Raw genomic sequence first — 17,410 nt, 5'->3', positions numbered from 1 at the left:
AGATATCTTGAGGAAACCCTGAAGTCTTTTTTCAATAAAAAAAGACTGCCTTTTTACAGACAGCCTTTTTAAAGTTAAACCTACTTATTAATACTATAAATATTAAGCTTTTTTTGCTTTATTTATTTTTGGGAACAGTAATGTAATGTTTTCAACATTTCTTACTCTGTTAAAATACGTTCTGATATCACTAGCGGTACGAGCAATAGATTCTCTTAACTCCTCCTCGCTAATCAACAATACTTCTTCTTTTGAAGTGTTTAAGGTATCATTAGCAACAACCTTATCACTGTTATCTTCAGAAACAGAAATAGTCTTATCAGTTTCAACTGTTACAGTCTTGTCAGTACTTTGCGCATTTGCAAAAGAAAAAGAAAGTAATAAAACGAATAATATGTAAAATCTTGTTTTCATTGACTTGGGTTGTTTTTGATGGTTCAAATATATATCGAGCTTAAAGGTTACGTGCAAAAAAATAGTTGTAGAACATAGAATTTTCGTTTATTAGAAAATCGTATCGAAAACATCGACGAATAGTTCAAGTGCTTGTGTTAACCGATTAAAAACACCAAAAATGTAGTTCATCGATATTAATTTTTGCTTCAAAGGGAAATTTACTTTGAGGCTTCCGTAAAATGCATACAATTTCAGATAAAAAACGCGGCTGTTTTTTTAATTCTTATTACGATTCTTAAATGCCTTTTTTAAGTGATACCGATTATATTTCTGCTGTAAAAGCCAAATTTTGTAAAAAACCAGTAAAACTTGATTTTACTTCAGTAACCGCTATGGTAGCCTGTAAATTTTGTCATTTGGTTTTTGTCAATTTTTAAATAAAAAAATTCATGTACTTTTGCCAAAAATTAAATACAGATGACAGAATTACAGCAAATAATTGAAGCGGCCTGGGATAACAGGGATCTTTTAAAAGAAGAAAAGACTACGTCTGCTATAAGAACCGTAATTGATCTATTAGACAAAGGCGAGTTAAGAGTAGCAGAACCTGTTGAAGGGGGTTGGCAAGTTAATGAATGGGTAAAAAAAGGCGTGGTACTTTATTTTCCAATTCAACAAATGGAAACCATTGAAGCCGGTCCGTTGGAGTTTCACGATAAAATCCCGTTAAAAACCGGTTATAAAGAAAAAGGGATCAGAGTGGTTCCTCATGCTGTAGCCAGACATGGCGCTTATATTTCAAGTGGTACCATTTTAATGCCCAGTTACGTAAACATTGGGGCTTATGTTGATGAAGGTACCATGGTTGATACCTGGGCTACCGTTGGCAGTTGTGCTCAAATAGGCAAAAACGTGCATTTATCTGGTGGTGTTGGCATTGGTGGTGTTCTAGAACCATTGCAAGCGGCCCCTGTGATTATTGAGGATAATGTGTTTGTTGGTTCCCGTTGTATTGTTGTTGAAGGGGTTCATGTAGAAAAAGAAGTTGTTTTAGGTGCAGGTGTAGTGTTGACTATGAGTACTAAAATTATTGATGTTACCGGTGATGAACCTATTGAAATGAGAGGTAAAGTTCCGGCACGTTCTGTGGTTATTCCCGGAAGTTATGCTAAAGAATTTGCTGCCGGCAGCTATAATGTTCCCTGTGCATTGATCATTGGAAAACGTAAAGAAAGTACCAACAAGAAAACTTCGTTAAACGATGCTTTACGTGAGCATGATGTGGCAGTTTAACCAATGCTTGTAAATGTAAACATATAAACTTTATTGGGTTATAATGAATGTCCTTAAAAAAACGATCTATGGATTAATTAAAAAGCTCAAGTTTTTACCACCGGATCTGTACGTAAAAATCTATTACGAATATTATTCCGGCAAAAAACTGGATCTTGATAACCCAATAGAGTTTAATCAAAAAATTTCCTGGTTAAAGGTTTATTACCATCCTCCAATATTAACGCAGCTGGTAGACAAATATTCAGTTAGGGACTATGTAAAAGATAAAATAGGGGCGCAATACCTAAATGAATTAATTGATGTTTATGACAGTGCCTCTGAAGTAGACTTTGAAAAATTGCCGGATAAGTTCGTTATAAAAGGGGTTCATGGCTATAATTTTAATTTAATTGTTCCTGAAAAGTCTAAACTGAATAAAAGAAAAGCTTATTTTCTCATGAGAAAATGGCTAAGAAAAAATCAATACTATAGAGGTGGGCTAGAATGGGCTTATAAAAATGTAAAACCGCGATTAATAGCCGAAAAGTTTTTATCTGAAATTGGTAAAAAGGACCTTACTGATTACAAATTCTTTTGTTTCCATGGGGAACCAAAATTTGTTCAGGTGGATTTAGACAGAGAGGTAGACCACCAAAGGGCCTTTTATGATTTGGATTGGAACAGGGTTGAATTTTGTGACCCCATAAAAGTGACACAAAAGGAAGTTCCGCAACCGGAAAATTTTACCGAAATGATAAAATTGGCGAAAATACTTTCGAATAAATTTCCTTTTGTTCGTGTAGATTTTTACTCTGTAAATGGTAAAATAATTTTTGGAGAGATGACATTTTATCCGGCTGATGGCAGATATGAGTTTTATCCTCCGGAATACAACAAAATTATAGGCAATTACATTAAGTTACCTGAACTTCCAAAGCATGGGATTAAAGAAATAACAGCCATATAAGCCATATGTTTCATGTCTTGTGTTTCTTTATCCCAAAGTCTGTCCAAACCCGTTTTTCTTTTTTGGTAGTAGCCCTGATAGCAAGGTTTTTATCAATGGACTCCTTAGTTTTATAACCTCTTGGATGGTCTAAATGCAGGCATACGGCACTATACCTAATTTGTTTTGATTTTATACCAAGATTAAATAAACGTTCTCCTAACTCTCTATCCTGTCCACCATATTGCATACGCTCATCAAAACCATTTATTTTTAAAATATCTGCTTTCCAACCGGAAGCATTATGCCCATTCCAGCTGGCATTTGTTGGTGTTACAGCATTTAAAACTTTACTTTTTAAGCCCTTAGCTGTCAACTTATTATTTTTAAAAGACGATTTTAACCCGTTCTGTTTTAACCATTTCACATCAAAACACCTTTGGGATAAAATATCCTCTTTAGAAATTAACCTGGAAATGTTCATTGGCAACATAAAGTAGCCACCGGACAGGAAATAGCCTTTTTCTTTTCTATCTACATGGATCTTAACATAATCCTCTCTGGCAATACAATCGCCATCACTCATCAAAATATAATCAGCATTGCAAGCTACAACGGCCTTGTTTAAAATCTGTGATTTCTGAAACCCGTTATCTTCATGCCAGACATGAATGATGGGGTAATGCACCTCAGATTTCATTTTGTCTATTAAATCAAATGTCGGTTGTTTAGAACCGTCATCTGCAATTACCACCTCAAAATCCTTAAAAACCTGAGCTTCATAACTCCAAAGTACTTTTTCTAACCATGCTTCGGAATTGTAAGTGCTTATAATAACTGAAATACTGGGTTTTGACATAAAAAAATATAAAATCGTTGTAAAAATAATTATTTTCACCAACAATTAGCTACATATGCAAAAACTCACAGCCCTAATCCCTGTCGGAAATGAGATTCACAATATTGAAGGGGTCATTGACTCCGTAAATTTTGCTGACGAAATCTTAGTTGTTGACAGTTACAGTATCGATGGAACTTTTGAAAAAGCACAGGAACTTGCCACAAGAGTTTTAAGACGAGACTATCATTATTCTGCTTCTCAAAAAAATTGGGCCATCCCTCAGGCAGAGCATGAGTGGATTTTGTTAGTAGATGCTGATGAGCGCGTAACCCCTGAACTTAAAAATGAAATTCAAGGCATTTTAAATGATCCTCCCTTAGATATAATGGCGTTTTGGATAGGGCGCAACAATCATTTCATGGGGGAAAGGGTATATTATAGTGGCTGGAGGAATGATAAAGTCATTAGACTTTTTAAACGCGATTTTTGTAAGTATGAAGACAAACATGTCCATGCTGAAATTATTGTAAAGGGCCAGGTTGGCAAATTAAAAGAAAAGTTTTATCACAATACATACATTACTTTTGACAAGTATATTGAAAAAATGAACCGTTACGCCTGGTGGCAGGCAAAAGATTATGACAAAAAAACAGGTGTGCTAACACCGTATCATTTTGTAATTAAGCCATTTTGGGGATTCTTTAAACATTATGTCGTTCAAAGTGGGTTTAGAGATGGTGTTGTAGGATTCACCATAGGTTATATACAGGCCTATGTGATATTTATGAGGTATGTAAAGCTCTGGTTATTGCGCAGAAATAGAGAATAAACTATTGCTTCCAAAACTTAAGTTTCCTTTTTAATCGTCTTTTTCTGTGATATTTTTTTTGATAGTCTTCCGTTTCCTTCCACATTAGTTTAAAGACTTTATCATAATCTTCACCGGAACATTTGGCATACTCGCGACTCATCACTTCAACCATAGATCTATGAGGGGTTAACCTGGAAAAATTCTTAATTCTGGCTTCAAAATCCATAGGTACAAACCGCATTCTATTCAGGTCTACCAAATAGAATTCATACGTACCACCCTGCCCTTTTATAAGGGTATTTCCGGCAGAATGATCTAAAAAATGGATACCCTTTTCGTGCAAACTAAAGGTGAACCGGGTAAAAGCTTCCAGAATTTTTTGATGGCCGGGAATGTCAAAATCCTTTATCAGGTCTCTATAGGTATAATCACAATCTAAATGTTCAGTCACGTAAAAACTTTGCTTGAACAACAGTCTGGATTTAAATTCAAAATAAGCCAGTGGTTTGGGGGTTCCAATATGCATTTCCAAAAGCTTATTGGCATATTCAAAAGACCGTTGCGCCTTACTTTTTCTAAAAAAATTATATGCAATTTGGTTAATAAGGTTAGGCACTTTAAAGGCCTTAACATTAATAACAAGATCATTAACCTTAAAAAGTTTGATAGTATTCCTTCCGGAGATGAAAATTTCACCTTCAGATTCAAAATTATTAATAATGCTTAAAAGCTTGTCTTCAATATCCAGATAATCCCCATGTACTTCATTAAACATAAACACAATATTTAATCCATAGACCCTTTAAGTAATGCCGCGGCTTTACGTGTTGCTGTTTCAGCATGATATCCGGACATCACCTTATCCTGAAACTCAATAACACTTTTCTTCATCTTGTCATAGTCCGCTTTAGACAACCCACTTAAAACCGCTTCTAATGTTTCTAAATTTGAAATCCCTATTCCTAAATTATTATCAACTATAAAAGGTGCTAAAGCAGCCTCATTCCAAATAATTACAGGCAACCCGCTTAAAAGATACAAAGACGTTTTATGTGGGTTGTTAAATCTTAAATATTCCCCAAATCGTCCGGTACAGGTTTTGGTTGAAGGGCCATCCCATACCAATCCAAAATGGCCTTTTATACTAAAAGCTACTTTATCTGAAGGTAAAGCGCCATGATAGGTAAGTATCGAATCTTTTTGATCTACTTTTCTTTGGTCCTCTTCAAAACCTTTGCCGTATAAATTTAAGTAGTAGTTGGAATTACTTAGGGTGTCAAAATCATATAAATAGGAATTCTTTTCACCACTCATGCCTCCGGCATAGACTATTCCATATTTACCATTGGCAGTGACATGGTCATTTTGATCCGGCCTTAGTTCTGAGATATAATCGAATAGATCTAAAGAGATGATGTCTCTGTCTATATTATGATCCAAAAACCAGTTCTTCATAACCAAATTATGAACAATAATAGCATCAGACTTTTTCAACTTGGTCAGTTCTTTTTCCCTGTCCCTGGTTCTTCCTCTTAAAAACCTCACGTCATGTATCAGTGTTATAATTTTACACCGTTTTATTTTAGCTACCAACAGAATATACTTTCTGTATTTATTAATGGGATATTGTGTACATAAAATGGCCCCAAATGGTAATTTTATCAAAGCCAAAGTTATACCGAAGAAATTTTTTATGGCACCAATGGTAGAATTAGGAATACTGGATTGTTTAAAACCAAGGTTTATAAAACCCATTTTATTTAAAACATATTCATAATCCGTCTTGGCTTTTCCTGCTGCACTAAACAACGATTTATAGTTTTTAGATATATAATACATTAACAAACTATTTTTTTTAACTATTTAGTAATATTATTGCATAATATAACCATTGGTTAATATGCGATGCAAATGTATGATTATTTAATTGTTGGCGCCGGCCTTTTTGGCAGCGTATTTGCCCATGAGGCAAAAAAGAGGCATAAAACCTGCCTTGTCATTGATAAAAGACCGCATTTGGGCGGTAATGTCTATTGTGAAAATGTTGATGGTATCAATGTCCACAAATATGGCGCTCATATTTTCCATACAAATGACAAAGCCATTTGGGACTACGTGAACCAATTTGCAACGTTTAACAATTATGTTAATTCACCATTAGCAATTTCAAAGGGTAAATTATACAACCTGCCCTTTAACATGAACACTTTTCATGCGCTTTGGAATGTAAAAACACCTGCTGAAGCCAAACAAATAATTGATGATCAGGTAAAAAAATATGGCTATAAAAATCCAAAAAACCTGGAAGAACAAGCACTTTCTTTGGTAGGAAAAGATATTTATGAAACCCTGATCAAGGAATATACAGAAAAGCAATGGGGAAGAAAAGCTGTTGAGCTTCCCGCATTCATTATAAAAAGGCTCCCAATACGATATACCTTTGACAACAATTATTTCAATGATATTTACCAGGGGATCCCGATTGGTGGCTACAACAAAATTGTAGAGGGCCTATTAAATGGCATAGATACGCTTACAAACACAAATTTCTTAGATCACAAGGAGGAATTAAGCGCTAAAGCAAAAAAAATAGTTTTTACCGGGCCCATTGACGCCTATTTTAATTATAAGTACGGGGCATTAGAATACAGGTCCTTACGTTTTGAACATGAGCATTTAAACGAAACTAACTTTCAGGGCAATGCTGTGGTAAACTATAGTGACCTGGAGGTTCCATTTACAAGGATAATTGAACATAAACATTTTGAGTTTGGCAAACAAAACCATACGGTTATAACAAGAGAATACCCGGAACAATGGACGCATGAAAAAGAAGCGTATTACCCTATAAATAATAAAGAAAACCAAAGCAGATATCAAAAATATCGGGATTTGGCAGCACATGAACCTGATGTTATTTTTGGCGGGCGTTTAGCGGAATACAAATATTACGACATGCACCAAATAATAGCTTCTGCACTGAAAAAAGCGGAAAAGGAATTTCATCATACCATGTCATCATGATCAACCGGGAAATACAAAAAGCCATACAGGTCTTAAAAGAAGGCGGACTCATACTCTACCCTACAGATACCGTTTGGGGTATTGGCTGTGATGCTTCAAATGAAGAAGCTGTAAAAAAAGTATATGAATTAAAGCAGCGCGAAGACAGTAAGGCCTTAATCTGCCTGGTGGCCGATGACAGAATGCTGAAAAAATATGTAAAAGAAATCCCATTCGCTGCACATAGTATTATCGATGTTACAGATAAACCCACTACCATTATATATGACGATGCCCAAAATTTAGCACCAAATTTAATTGCTGACGATGGCACTATTGCCATCAGGATCCCCGATGACGATTTTTGCTATTGGTTATCAAGAAAGTTCAACGGGGCCATTGTATCAACCTCTGCTAATATTAGTGGGCAACCAACACCTAAATCTTTCAAAGAAATAACTCCTGATGTTTTAAAAGGAGTAGACTATGTTGTAAATTTGCATCGCGAAAAAATTTGTGCTAAACCTTCGTCCATTATTAAACTGAGCAATGATGGTATTGTAAAGATTAAACGCAAATAAAGTTGTCGCCACGAATTCACGAATAATTTATGTCTAACATTATTTATAAAGATAAAAGCTATACCATAGTCGGTGTCTTATTTGAAGTATATAATAACTTAGGCAGTGGTTTTTCTGAAATCGTGTATAAAGATGCTTTGGAATATGAGTTTAAAAAACTAGACATTCCGTTTGTAAGGGAAAAAGAGTACAAAGTACATTACAAAGATGTTATTTTGCCGCATAAATTTTATGCTGATTTTGTTGTTTTTGATAAAATCATACTGGAAATAAAATCAATTGAAAAACTTAATGACAAACATACAGCCCAATGTATAAACTACTTGAAAGTATCACAATGTAAGTTAGCCATTTTGGCAAATTTTAGTAAAGAATTTTTAGATCATAAACGAATTGTTTTATAAACATTCGTGCATTAGTGGCCACAAGAAAATGAATTATAAAGAAGCATTACAACATCCCGTTTTTAGAACCATTTCCCTGGCGGCTGAAGAACTTCAGCTGGAAGCTTACGTTATCGGTGGGTTTGTGCGCGATTTTATTTTAAAACGTGGTAATGCCAAAGATATTGATATTGTAGCCATAGGCAGTGGTATTAAGCTTGCCAAACAAGTTGCCAAAAACTTACCAAACAAACCAAAAGTTCAGGTTTTCAAGACTTATGGTACGGCCATGCTCAGGTATGATGATATTGAGATTGAGTTTGTTGGTGCCCGAAAGGAATCGTATTCAGAAGATAGCAGAAACCCCGTAGTTGAAAATGGCAGCTTACAAGATGACCAAAACCGACGCGATTTTACTATAAATGCCTTAGCTTTAGGCCTGAATGAGGATGCTTTTGGTAAACTGTTAGATCCTTTTAATGGTATTCAGGATTTAGAACACCAGATTATAAGAACACCTTTGAATCCGGACATTACCTATAGTGATGACCCATTAAGAATGTTAAGAGCTATACGGTTCGCCACGCAATTACATTTTACTATTGAAGCCCATAGTTTAAATGCCATCACCAAAAATGCTTCAAGAATTAAGATCATTACCAAAGAACGTATTGTTGCTGAATTGAACAAGATCCTTGAGAGCCCAAAACCGTCCATAGGCTTTTTACTTTTGGAAAAAACGGGATTATTAGATCATATACTTCCAGAGCTTACTGCTTTGAAAGGTGTTGAAGAAGTTGAGGGTCAACGTCATAAAGACAATTTTTATCATACCCTGGAAGTGGTTGATAATATCTCTGAACACACTGATAATCTCTGGTTACGTTGGGCTGCTTTATTGCACGATATAGGCAAGGCTCCAACTAAAAAATTCAACAAAAAAGTAGGCTGGACATTTCATGGGCATGAATTTGTAGGAGCTAAAATGGTATATCGGTTGTTCAAGCGATTGAAAATGCCATTGAATGATAAAATGAAATTTGTACAGAAAATGGTACTGATGAGCTCACGCCCCATAGTACTTGCTCAGGATATTGTGACTGATTCCGCCGTGAGACGCCTGGTTTTTGATGCCGGTGATTATGTGGACGATCTTATGACATTGTGCGAAGCCGATATTACCACCAAAAACCCTAAGAGATTCAAAAAATATCATAACAATTTTAAAATCGTACGCGATAAAATTGTTGAAGTTGAAGCACGCGATCATGTTCGGAATTTTCAACCGCCTATTTCCGGTGAAGAGATCATGAAAACCTTCAACTTAAAACCTTCAAAAGAAATAGGTGTTATAAAAGAATTTATAAAGGAAGCCATTCTTGAAGGCGATATTCCCAATGAATATGAAGCGGCTTACAATCTTATGCTGGAAAAAGGTAAAAAACTGGGATTAAAAGTCATTGGTAATGATTAAACTGGTAAGAACAAACTCCAAAAATGAAGCCTTTATTGCACTGGTAAACCTATTGAATGGCTATTTAAAAACCGTTGACGGGACGGAGCATGATTTTTATATGCAATACAACAACATTGATGTTCTAAACCATGTGGTGATTGCCTATCATGACTCTATTCCTGTAGGTTGTGGTGCTTTTAAAAAATTTGATGACGATGCTGTTGAAATTAAACGCATGTTCACGCTTCCGGAGTATAGAGGTAAGGGAGTAGCAACACTAATATTAAAGGAATTGGAAACCTGGGCTAAAGAAGCCCGTTATAACATTTGTGTTTTAGAAACCGGGAAACGGCAGATTGAAGCTGTGAATTTTTATAAAAAAAAGCGTTACCAGGTTATTCCTAATTACGGACCGTACAAGGACATAGCCAATAGCCTGTGCTTTAAAAAAATACTTTCTTAAAATGATGAACAAAGACAATAAAAAAGTTATTTACTGGCTGCTAACCGGATGCTTCCTCATCTTTGTTATGGTGGTGGTTGGTGGTATTACAAGATTAACGCATTCGGGGCTCTCCATTTCAAATTATAAATTGATCTCAGGCACTATTCCCCCAATGAATGAGGTAGAATGGCAAGAAGCTTTTGATTTGTACAAACAATACCCTGAATATCAAAAGCTGAACAGTCATTTTACATTACAGGATTTTAAAGACATTTATTTTTGGGAATGGTTGCACCGGGTCATTGGAAGGCTCATTGGTATTGTATTTTTTATTCCGTTCTTGTACTTTTTAATAACCAAACAACTTTCAAAACCTACCATCAAAAAATCAATCATTTTACTTGGACTAGGTGCCTTTCAAGGGTTTTTAGGCTGGTATATGGTTAAAAGCGGATTGGTAGACAATCCGGATGTAAGCCATTACAGGCTCGCTGCACACCTTACTACGGCATTTATAACCTTTGCATATACCTATTGGGTAGCACTTGATCTGAGATATCCCAATAAGAAACCTGTGGATATTAAATTTAGAAACCTGGTCAGGTTTAGCCTTGCCATTTTGTTATTGCAAATTATTTACGGAGCCTTTGTTGCCGGATTAGATGCCGGATTTATCCATAATCACTGGCCCATGATGAGCGAAGGCAAGTTTATGCACGAAACGGTTTATATAGAGCAAGACCCGCTTTATAAAAATTTTATTGAAGGTAAAAGCGGCGTTCAGTTTGTTCACAGAATCTTAGCCTATGTAGTGGTTTTATTGGTATTTCTTATATGGAAAAACTCAAAAAAACTAAACTTAACAAAACTTCAATCAAAGGGAATTAAGGCACTAATGATCATGGTCGGGCTTCAATTTTTATTGGGTGTTTTCACCATACTTTTACAAGTTCCCGTTTGGTTAGGTGTGGCCCATCAGGTGGGTGCTTTTTTCTTATTAAGCGCCATGACATTTACACTGCATCGTTTTAGCAAATAATCTAAAAAGCTTAACTTTGCCTCATAATTTTGCATCATGATTTATAGATTTAGAGTAATACTTGATAATGATACGGAAGACGATATTTTTCGTGATTTAGAGATTAGAGAAAGTGACTCTTTAGAAGATTTACACAATATCATCACCCAATCTTTTGGGTTTGAAGGTAGTGAGATGGCATCGTTCTATATAAGTGATGAGCACTGGAATCAGGGCGAAGAAATTTCGTTATTCGATTTAAGCGATGATGGTTCTGCGCGTCTAATGAATGAAACTACGATCAATGATGTGGTTCATGAAGCACAACCAAAACTTATATATGTCTACGACTTTTTAAGCATGTGGACGTTCTATGTAGAACTTGCCGAAATCGTTGAAGAAGCAGAAAGTACGGATTATCCGAACCTCATGTTTGTTCACGGGCAAATTCCCGACACCGCTCCTGATCGCTTATTTGAATCAGAGTCCGATGAGGATGTTTTCAATGAATTTGAAGACGACTTTGATGTTGATGATTACACCAACTTAGATTTTGACGAAAACTGGAATTAGTATTAGCCCAGTTTCAACGGATTCACATTCTCGTAGTTTGTTGTTAAAAATTCCAATCCGCATTTTAGTATTTGCCCCATACTATTACAGTTATTAAACTTTTCGTCTTTGGAATACCTGAAAATGTCGCTTCTAAGCATTTCAATATGTTGTTTGGTAGATATCGTATCCACTTTCATACAGGATAATAACGACTCAATCCTGTCGTGAAAACTTTTTAAACGCTTAACCAAAATGGAACGCTCTTCCGTTTTATACTGCGCTATGGACAACTTTTGAAAAGTTTGCGATACCATTTGAACCATTTCCAGATTTTCCTTGAAGAATTGTGGCCTGTAAATATTAAACTTGCCTTCATAGGATTGCTGGTCAAAATCAATAGCTCTGATCTTATACACTACATGATCAAAATCATGTGTGGGCACAATAACATAATTGTAGGAGCGCATATCACCCAAAAGCCTGATCATACAACGCTCGTTGAATTTCACAAACTCCTTGGCTATTTGAGCTTTTTCAGATTTATTACAACTAGGCAGCATATCCTTTATAAACACATCTCCGGGAATTCCCGCAATATGTTCTTCAATTAAAGTATCCCTATAAACTAAAAAATTAAGGTTATAGGGAGACAGCATATGCTCAAGTTCCAAACCGTAAATCCGGGAAGCATCAGCTGTTTTTATATAAAAATACGTATAGTTGTCATTTAAAATATTTCTGATTTTTATTCTGAAGGGTTTTGAATTTCCAAACGTGCAATAATCAATAGCATCAACACTTAAAAAAGGATGCACTTCCTCATTTCCGTCGGAATGTAAAATAGTATAAACTTTCTTTAGTGACAGCTCTATTTCTTCGCGCTCATAATCATTATAATACACTCTAATCCATAACGTATCATTATCATTTTCATCATAGACCACTACCGAACCCTGAAAGCGTAATAAATCATGATAAAAAATAGGGATTTCTATATTTCTATTATATTCAGTGAGGTAGTTGCTTAATTTCTCGCTAACCGGATACGTTGGTTTCTTTTTAGATATTTTTAAATCCTTCATGATGTAAAATTAGGTAATTTTAAAGGTTTTATCGCTATCCTGTAACAAAATAAGAACAGGCTCGTCTTACCCATATAACTAACCAATGTCAAATGGATTTTGACATAAAAAACGTTACAATTTGGAATCCATTCTTACAATTAATAATCTCACCAAAAAATTTGGGTATCTAACAGCAGTAAAAGATTTATCGTTTACCATTAACAAAGGAAATGTCTATGGTATTCTGGGGCCTAACGGCAGTGGAAAATCAACTACTTTGGGAGTTGTTTTAAATGTAGTCAACAAAACGCACGGCGACTTTCACTGGTTTGACGGCAATACCTCAACCCATGATGCCTTGAAAAAAGTAGGTGCTATTATAGAGCGTCCCAATTTTTACCCGTATATGTCCGGATATCAAAACCTAAAACTGGTTTGTAAAATTAAAGGTGTTGATTATGGTAAAATTGATGAAAAGCTTGAGATTGTTGGGCTTTTAGATCGAAAAGACAGTAAATTCAGAACCTTTTCATTAGGTATGAAACAACGACTGGCTATTGCCTCTGCCCTTTTAAATGATCCGGAAATTTTAATTTTAGATGAACCTACGAATGGTTTAGACCCTCAGGGAATTCACCAGATCAGAGAGATTATTAAACAAATTGCCGCTAAAGGCACTACCATTTTGTTGGCCTCACATTTATTGGATGAGGTTGAAAAAGTGTGCTCCCATGTGGTCGTTTTAAGAAAAGGAGAAAAATTGTATTCCGGCAGAGTAGACGAAATGATCTCAAGCCACGGTTTCTTTGAGTTAAAATGTAATGATAATGAGGCCCTGGTTAAACTGTTGGAAAACCATAAATCCTTTGGGAACATTAAAGTGGAAGATGATTTGATTACTGCTTTTTTAACGGAACCCATGAAGTCTGATGCCTTTAACAAATATCTTTTTGAAAATGGTATTGTACTCACGCACCTGATCCAACGAAAAGAAAGCTTAGAAGAACAATTCCTGCAACTAACAGATAACCAAACCAACCAAATTTAGTAACATGTTAAGACTTTTAAATTTAGAATTACAAAAATTACTATTAAACAGAACCAGTAAAATACTGATTTTCGTATCGTTTATTTTACCCTTTTTTGTTATACTGTTATCGTCTTTAAGAATTAATGTTTTTGGTTTTTTTACACTTGAGTTAGGGGAATTAGGGATCTTCAATTTTCCTGTTATCTGGCATTTAACCACATTTTTTGCCTCTCAGTTCAAGTTCTTTTTTGCCATAGTAGTGGTTAGTATGATCGGTAATGAATACAGTAATAAAACCATAAAACAAAATCTCATTGATGGTTTGAGCAAAAAGGAATTTATCCTCTCAAAATTTTATACCATCATTTTCTTTTCATTGGTTTCAACCCTATTGATATTCTTGATCTCCTTGTGTATTGGCTTATATTATTCCAGCTATAACGAAGCTTCCATAATTTTGCAGGAAACCGAGTTTTTAATGGCATATTTTGTAAAACTTATTGGTTTTTTCAGCTTGTGTTTATTCTTTGGAATGCTTGTAAAACGATCGGCTTTTGCTTTAGCATTTTTGTTTATTCTATATATCCTTGAGTGGATAATATTTGGTTTAATCACCTGGAAGTTCAACGTAGACACCGCTGAAAAAATACAAAATTTCTTCCCGCTAAAATCTATGTATAAGCTAATAGACCAGCCTTTTCAAAGAATTGCTATGACAAAATTTCCTGAAAAAGCAAATTTAGCTTACGATTATGCAGTACATTGGCATGAAATGGCTATAGTTTTGGCTTGGACAGCCTTATTTATCTTTTTATCGTATAGATTATTAAAAAAGCGCGATTTATAATATCTTTGATAGCCTTGGCTATTGAAGAAGAATGAAAAAAATCACCGCATCCCTCATATTGTGTGTTTTTAGTATGTGCGTCTTTGCTCAAAGACAGGCATCTAACTGGTATTTTGGTTTTGGTTCGGGCATTCAGTTTAACCTGGCAAGTAACTCCATTACTTCGGTTGATAATGGCCAATTGTTCACTAATGAAGGCTGTTCATCTATTTCAGATGAGGCCGGAAACCTGTTGTTCTATACTGACGGTACCATAGTATGGAATAGAAATCATAGCCAAATGATGAATGGCTTGGGGTTATTTGGCGACAACTCCAGTACCCAATCCGCCATTATAGTACCCAAACCTGATGATAAAAATATTTATTACATATTTACGGTGGATACTACAGTTGGTTTAGATCCCGATAATGGTTTCAACTATTCTATTGTGGATATGACGCTTGATGGTGGTTTGGGAGGCATCACTCAAAAAAATGTAAACCTGCTTCAGCATTGTTCGGAAAAATTAACGGCTGTTTTAAAAGATTGTATCACAAAATCCATTTGGGTTATTACCATGGCTTCAGAAGATGGTATTACGGCTGAATACAATACCTTTCACGCCTTTGAAGTTAGCGATTCGGGGGTAAGCCCAACCTCTGTTAAGTCTACATTTTCTTCAATAATTACCGATAGACGGGGTTATTTAAAAGTATCACCGGACGGAACAAAAATGGCCGCTGCCCATGTTAGCAGTGGTTTGCAGGTTTTTGATTTTGATGCTTTTACGGGACAGGTCACTAACCTACAAGATATAGCCATTGCCAGTGAAGGTAGTCCTTTTCCGTATGGCATTGAGTTTTCTCCTAACAGTCAATTACTCTATGTACACGCCTCTAACAACTTTTTTGATGTGGAAAACAGATCAAACAATGAGATCCCTTCCAATCACACGTCTGTTTTAGTTCAGTTTAATATGATGGCCCCGGATATTCAGGGATCACAAGCAATTCTGGATGACAGGATTTTGTATAGAGGTGCCCTGCAACTTGGTCCCAACGGAAAAATATACAGGGCCTTAAGTGCTACTTATACTCAAGGCTTACCATATCTGGGAGTCATTCATAACCCAAACAATTTAGGTGTTGCCTGCAACTATCAACATAATGCTGTAAACCTGTTCCCTAATACGTCATCGCAGGGCCTCCCTCCATTTATTGCCTCATTCTTTAATAAACAAGTTGATATTATTAAAAACGGAGAAAGTGCCACAAACCTGAACCTTTGTGAAGGGGATTCGTACCGGCTTACTTCAGTTGACATCCCCGGTGCAACCTACAGCTGGACACTGGATGAAACACCGCTACCGGAAACGGATTATGATTTGATAGTAACCCAAAGTGGCCATTATGAAGTTTATATAGACCCAAATAATGGTGACTGCGCTATCGAAGGTGATGCTTTTGTTTTATTTAACCCTAACCCCATTGCCAATAATCATACTATTTTACAATGTGATGAAGATGGTATGGCCGATGGCTTTACACTTTTTAATTTAAATGAAGCTATTGTTGATCTAAATGAAAGTGATAATAACACATCTACCAGGTTTTATACGGATGCAGCCAGAACTAATGAGATTGACGGTAGTTCATTTGCCAATACGTCCAACCCGCAAACTATTTATGTTGAAGTTCTTAATACGCTGACTAATTGCTATGCATATGCCGAACTTACTTTAGATGTTAGTGTGACAGATTCCAATGACACATCGATTGAGGTCTGTGACGATGATGGTTCTGAAGATGGTTTTTATAGCTTCAATTTAAAAGATATTGATAGTGAAGTAATCAGCGGATTACCTTCGGGGTTAACCGTTTCCTATTACCAAACTTATGAAGAGGCCCTCTTAGAACAGAATAATTTAGGTGATTCCTTTACAAATACAACGCCTTATAATCAAACCATTTATGCCAGGGTGGAAAATGCTAATAATTGCTATGGTATTAGTGAAGTATCACTTACGGTTAATGAACTTCCAAATATAGATACCGAAGATCTTGTTTATTATTGCCTTAACTATTTCCCGTCTGTCATTACATTGAATGCCGGTTTGATAAATGACAGCCCTACAAATTATAGCTATGACTGGTCTACCGGAGACAACACTTATAGTATTGACGTCAATGAAGCTAAAGATTATGTCGTTACGGTTACCAACTCTAATAGGTGTTCAAAAACCCGAACCATAATCGTTGAGGCTTCTAATATTGCCACTATTGAGGATATTAAGATTGAAGACGCTTCTCAAAATAATGTTGTGACGGTGATGGCTTACGGGGAAGGCGAATACCAATACAGTTTGCTTGATCAAAACGGTTTAGTATATGCCTCATACCAGGATAGCCATGTATTTGAGAATGTAGCTCCGGGGTTTTATTCTGTTATCGTAAGAGATGTTAAAAATGATTGCGGAGCTACAGTACCTGAAAGAATTAGTGTGATTGGGTTTCCAAAATATTTAACGCCAAATAATGATGGTTTTAATGACACATGGCAGGTACTTGGGGTTTCAAGCATGTTCCAGCCTGATACAAAAATCCAGATATTTGACAGATACGGAAAACTAATAAAAGAATTAAGTCCGTTAGGTGAAGGTTGGGATGGATTATTTAACGGAGAAAAATTACCATCAGATGATTACTGGTTTTCTGTCAGGTTACAGGACGGTAGGATTTTTAAAAACCACTTTACTTTAAAATATTAAACTATATTAG

General features: G+C 35.6%; 18 protein-coding genes. 13 read left to right on the top strand and 5 right to left on the bottom strand.

Translation table 11 applies throughout. The features are described 5' to 3' along the window. Window positions 1-102: 102 nt before the first annotated feature. Window positions 103-414, bottom strand: a complete 312-nt coding sequence (locus Q0983_RS11350) for a hypothetical protein (RefSeq protein WP_299552973.1) — start codon at window positions 412-414, stop codon at window positions 103-105. Between the two features lie 459 nt (window positions 415-873). On the opposite strand from Q0983_RS11350, the gene Q0983_RS11345 reads away from it, so the two are divergent. Both Q0983_RS11345 and Q0983_RS11340 read left to right on the top strand, forming a co-directional pair. After that, window positions 874-1,689, top strand: a complete 816-nt coding sequence (locus Q0983_RS11345; RefSeq protein ID WP_299552970.1) for a 2,3,4,5-tetrahydropyridine-2,6-dicarboxylate N-succinyltransferase — start codon at window positions 874-876, stop codon at window positions 1,687-1,689. A gap of 43 nt (window positions 1,690-1,732) precedes the next feature. Further along, window positions 1,733-2,638: an ATP-grasp fold amidoligase family protein gene (locus tag Q0983_RS11340; protein ID WP_299552967.1), complete on the top strand. Its 906-nt coding sequence runs from the start codon at window positions 1,733-1,735 to the stop codon at window positions 2,636-2,638. A 10-nt stretch (window positions 2,639-2,648) separates the two neighbouring features. Here the strand turns inward: Q0983_RS11340 and Q0983_RS11335 are convergent, their stop codons facing one another. After that, the gene (locus Q0983_RS11335) at window positions 2,649-3,476 is read right to left on the bottom strand and encodes a glycosyltransferase family 2 protein (protein ID WP_299552964.1); all 828 of its coding nucleotides are present in this window, start codon (window positions 3,474-3,476) and stop codon (window positions 2,649-2,651) included. A 55-nt stretch (window positions 3,477-3,531) separates the two neighbouring features. Here Q0983_RS11335 and Q0983_RS11330 point away from each other — a divergent pair, with 55 nt between their 5' ends. Beyond that, complete coding sequence (locus Q0983_RS11330; RefSeq protein ID WP_299552961.1) at window positions 3,532-4,287, top strand: glycosyltransferase family 2 protein; 756 nt, start codon at window positions 3,532-3,534, stop codon at window positions 4,285-4,287. A gap of 1 nt (window position 4,288) precedes the next feature. Here Q0983_RS11330 and Q0983_RS11325 read toward each other — a convergent pair whose 3' ends face one another. Further along, window positions 4,289-5,044: a lipopolysaccharide kinase InaA family protein gene (locus Q0983_RS11325; RefSeq protein WP_299552957.1), complete on the bottom strand. Its 756-nt coding sequence runs from the start codon at window positions 5,042-5,044 to the stop codon at window positions 4,289-4,291. Between the two features lie 11 nt (window positions 5,045-5,055). Continuing rightward, complete coding sequence (locus Q0983_RS11320) at window positions 5,056-6,108, bottom strand: beta-1,6-galactofuranosyltransferase (protein ID WP_299552954.1); 1,053 nt, start codon at window positions 6,106-6,108, stop codon at window positions 5,056-5,058. Window positions 6,109-6,174: 66 nt separating this feature from the next. Here Q0983_RS11320 and glf point away from each other — a divergent pair, with 66 nt between their 5' ends. Genes glf through Q0983_RS11285 form a run of 7 tightly spaced genes read left to right on the top strand, consistent with a single transcriptional unit; the run spans window position 6,175 to window position 11,728 of the window. Beyond that, the gene (gene glf, locus Q0983_RS11315) at window positions 6,175-7,293 is read left to right on the top strand and encodes a UDP-galactopyranose mutase (RefSeq protein ID WP_299552951.1); all 1,119 of its coding nucleotides are present in this window, start codon (window positions 6,175-6,177) and stop codon (window positions 7,291-7,293) included. Continuing rightward, window positions 7,290-7,853 carry an L-threonylcarbamoyladenylate synthase gene (locus tag Q0983_RS11310; protein WP_299552948.1) on the top strand — a complete coding sequence of 188 codons (564 nt, stop codon included), beginning with the start codon at window positions 7,290-7,292 and terminating at the stop codon, window positions 7,851-7,853. Before glf ends, Q0983_RS11310 begins: the two co-directional genes overlap by 4 nt. A gap of 29 nt (window positions 7,854-7,882) precedes the next feature. Continuing rightward, window positions 7,883-8,257, top strand: a complete 375-nt coding sequence (locus tag Q0983_RS11305; RefSeq protein WP_299552945.1) for a GxxExxY protein — start codon at window positions 7,883-7,885, stop codon at window positions 8,255-8,257. A gap of 28 nt (window positions 8,258-8,285) precedes the next feature. Further along, complete coding sequence (locus tag Q0983_RS11300) at window positions 8,286-9,710, top strand: HD domain-containing protein (protein ID WP_299552942.1); 1,425 nt, start codon at window positions 8,286-8,288, stop codon at window positions 9,708-9,710. Beyond that, window positions 9,703-10,155 carry a GNAT family N-acetyltransferase gene (locus tag Q0983_RS11295; RefSeq protein ID WP_299552939.1) on the top strand — a complete coding sequence of 151 codons (453 nt, stop codon included), beginning with the start codon at window positions 9,703-9,705 and terminating at the stop codon, window positions 10,153-10,155. Before Q0983_RS11300 ends, Q0983_RS11295 begins: the two co-directional genes overlap by 8 nt. Before the next feature lie 4 nt (window positions 10,156-10,159). Then, on the top strand, window positions 10,160-11,176 hold the full coding sequence (locus Q0983_RS11290) for a COX15/CtaA family protein (protein WP_299553191.1): 1,017 nt from the start codon (window positions 10,160-10,162) through the stop codon (window positions 11,174-11,176). A gap of 36 nt (window positions 11,177-11,212) precedes the next feature. After that, window positions 11,213-11,728 carry a hypothetical protein gene (locus Q0983_RS11285; RefSeq protein ID WP_299552936.1) on the top strand — a complete coding sequence of 172 codons (516 nt, stop codon included), beginning with the start codon at window positions 11,213-11,215 and terminating at the stop codon, window positions 11,726-11,728. Between the two features lie 2 nt (window positions 11,729-11,730). Here Q0983_RS11285 and Q0983_RS11280 read toward each other — a convergent pair whose 3' ends face one another. Then, window positions 11,731-12,792 carry a hypothetical protein gene (locus Q0983_RS11280; protein WP_299552933.1) on the bottom strand — a complete coding sequence of 354 codons (1,062 nt, stop codon included), beginning with the start codon at window positions 12,790-12,792 and terminating at the stop codon, window positions 11,731-11,733. A 121-nt stretch (window positions 12,793-12,913) separates the two neighbouring features. Between Q0983_RS11280 and Q0983_RS11275 the strand changes: the two genes are divergently transcribed. Genes Q0983_RS11275 through Q0983_RS11265 form a run of 3 tightly spaced genes read left to right on the top strand, consistent with a single transcriptional unit; the run spans window position 12,914 to window position 17,400 of the window. Further along, the gene (locus tag Q0983_RS11275) at window positions 12,914-13,822 is read left to right on the top strand and encodes an ABC transporter ATP-binding protein (RefSeq protein WP_299552931.1); all 909 of its coding nucleotides are present in this window, start codon (window positions 12,914-12,916) and stop codon (window positions 13,820-13,822) included. Between the two features lie 4 nt (window positions 13,823-13,826). Further along, window positions 13,827-14,651 (top strand): ABC transporter permease subunit, encoded by an 825-nt coding sequence (locus Q0983_RS11270; protein WP_299552928.1) that lies wholly within the window; start codon window positions 13,827-13,829, stop codon window positions 14,649-14,651. Window positions 14,652-14,682: 31 nt separating this feature from the next. Beyond that, entirely contained in the window at window positions 14,683-17,400 is a 2,718-nt protein-coding gene (locus tag Q0983_RS11265; protein WP_299552925.1) for a T9SS type B sorting domain-containing protein, read from the top strand. Window positions 17,401-17,410: the final 10 nt, after the last annotated feature.

This window comes from Seonamhaeicola sp. (assembly GCF_028281565.1).
GTDB lineage: Bacteria > Bacteroidota > Bacteroidia > Flavobacteriales > Flavobacteriaceae > Seonamhaeicola.
This window is presented reverse-complemented; position numbering and strand designations above follow the sequence as displayed.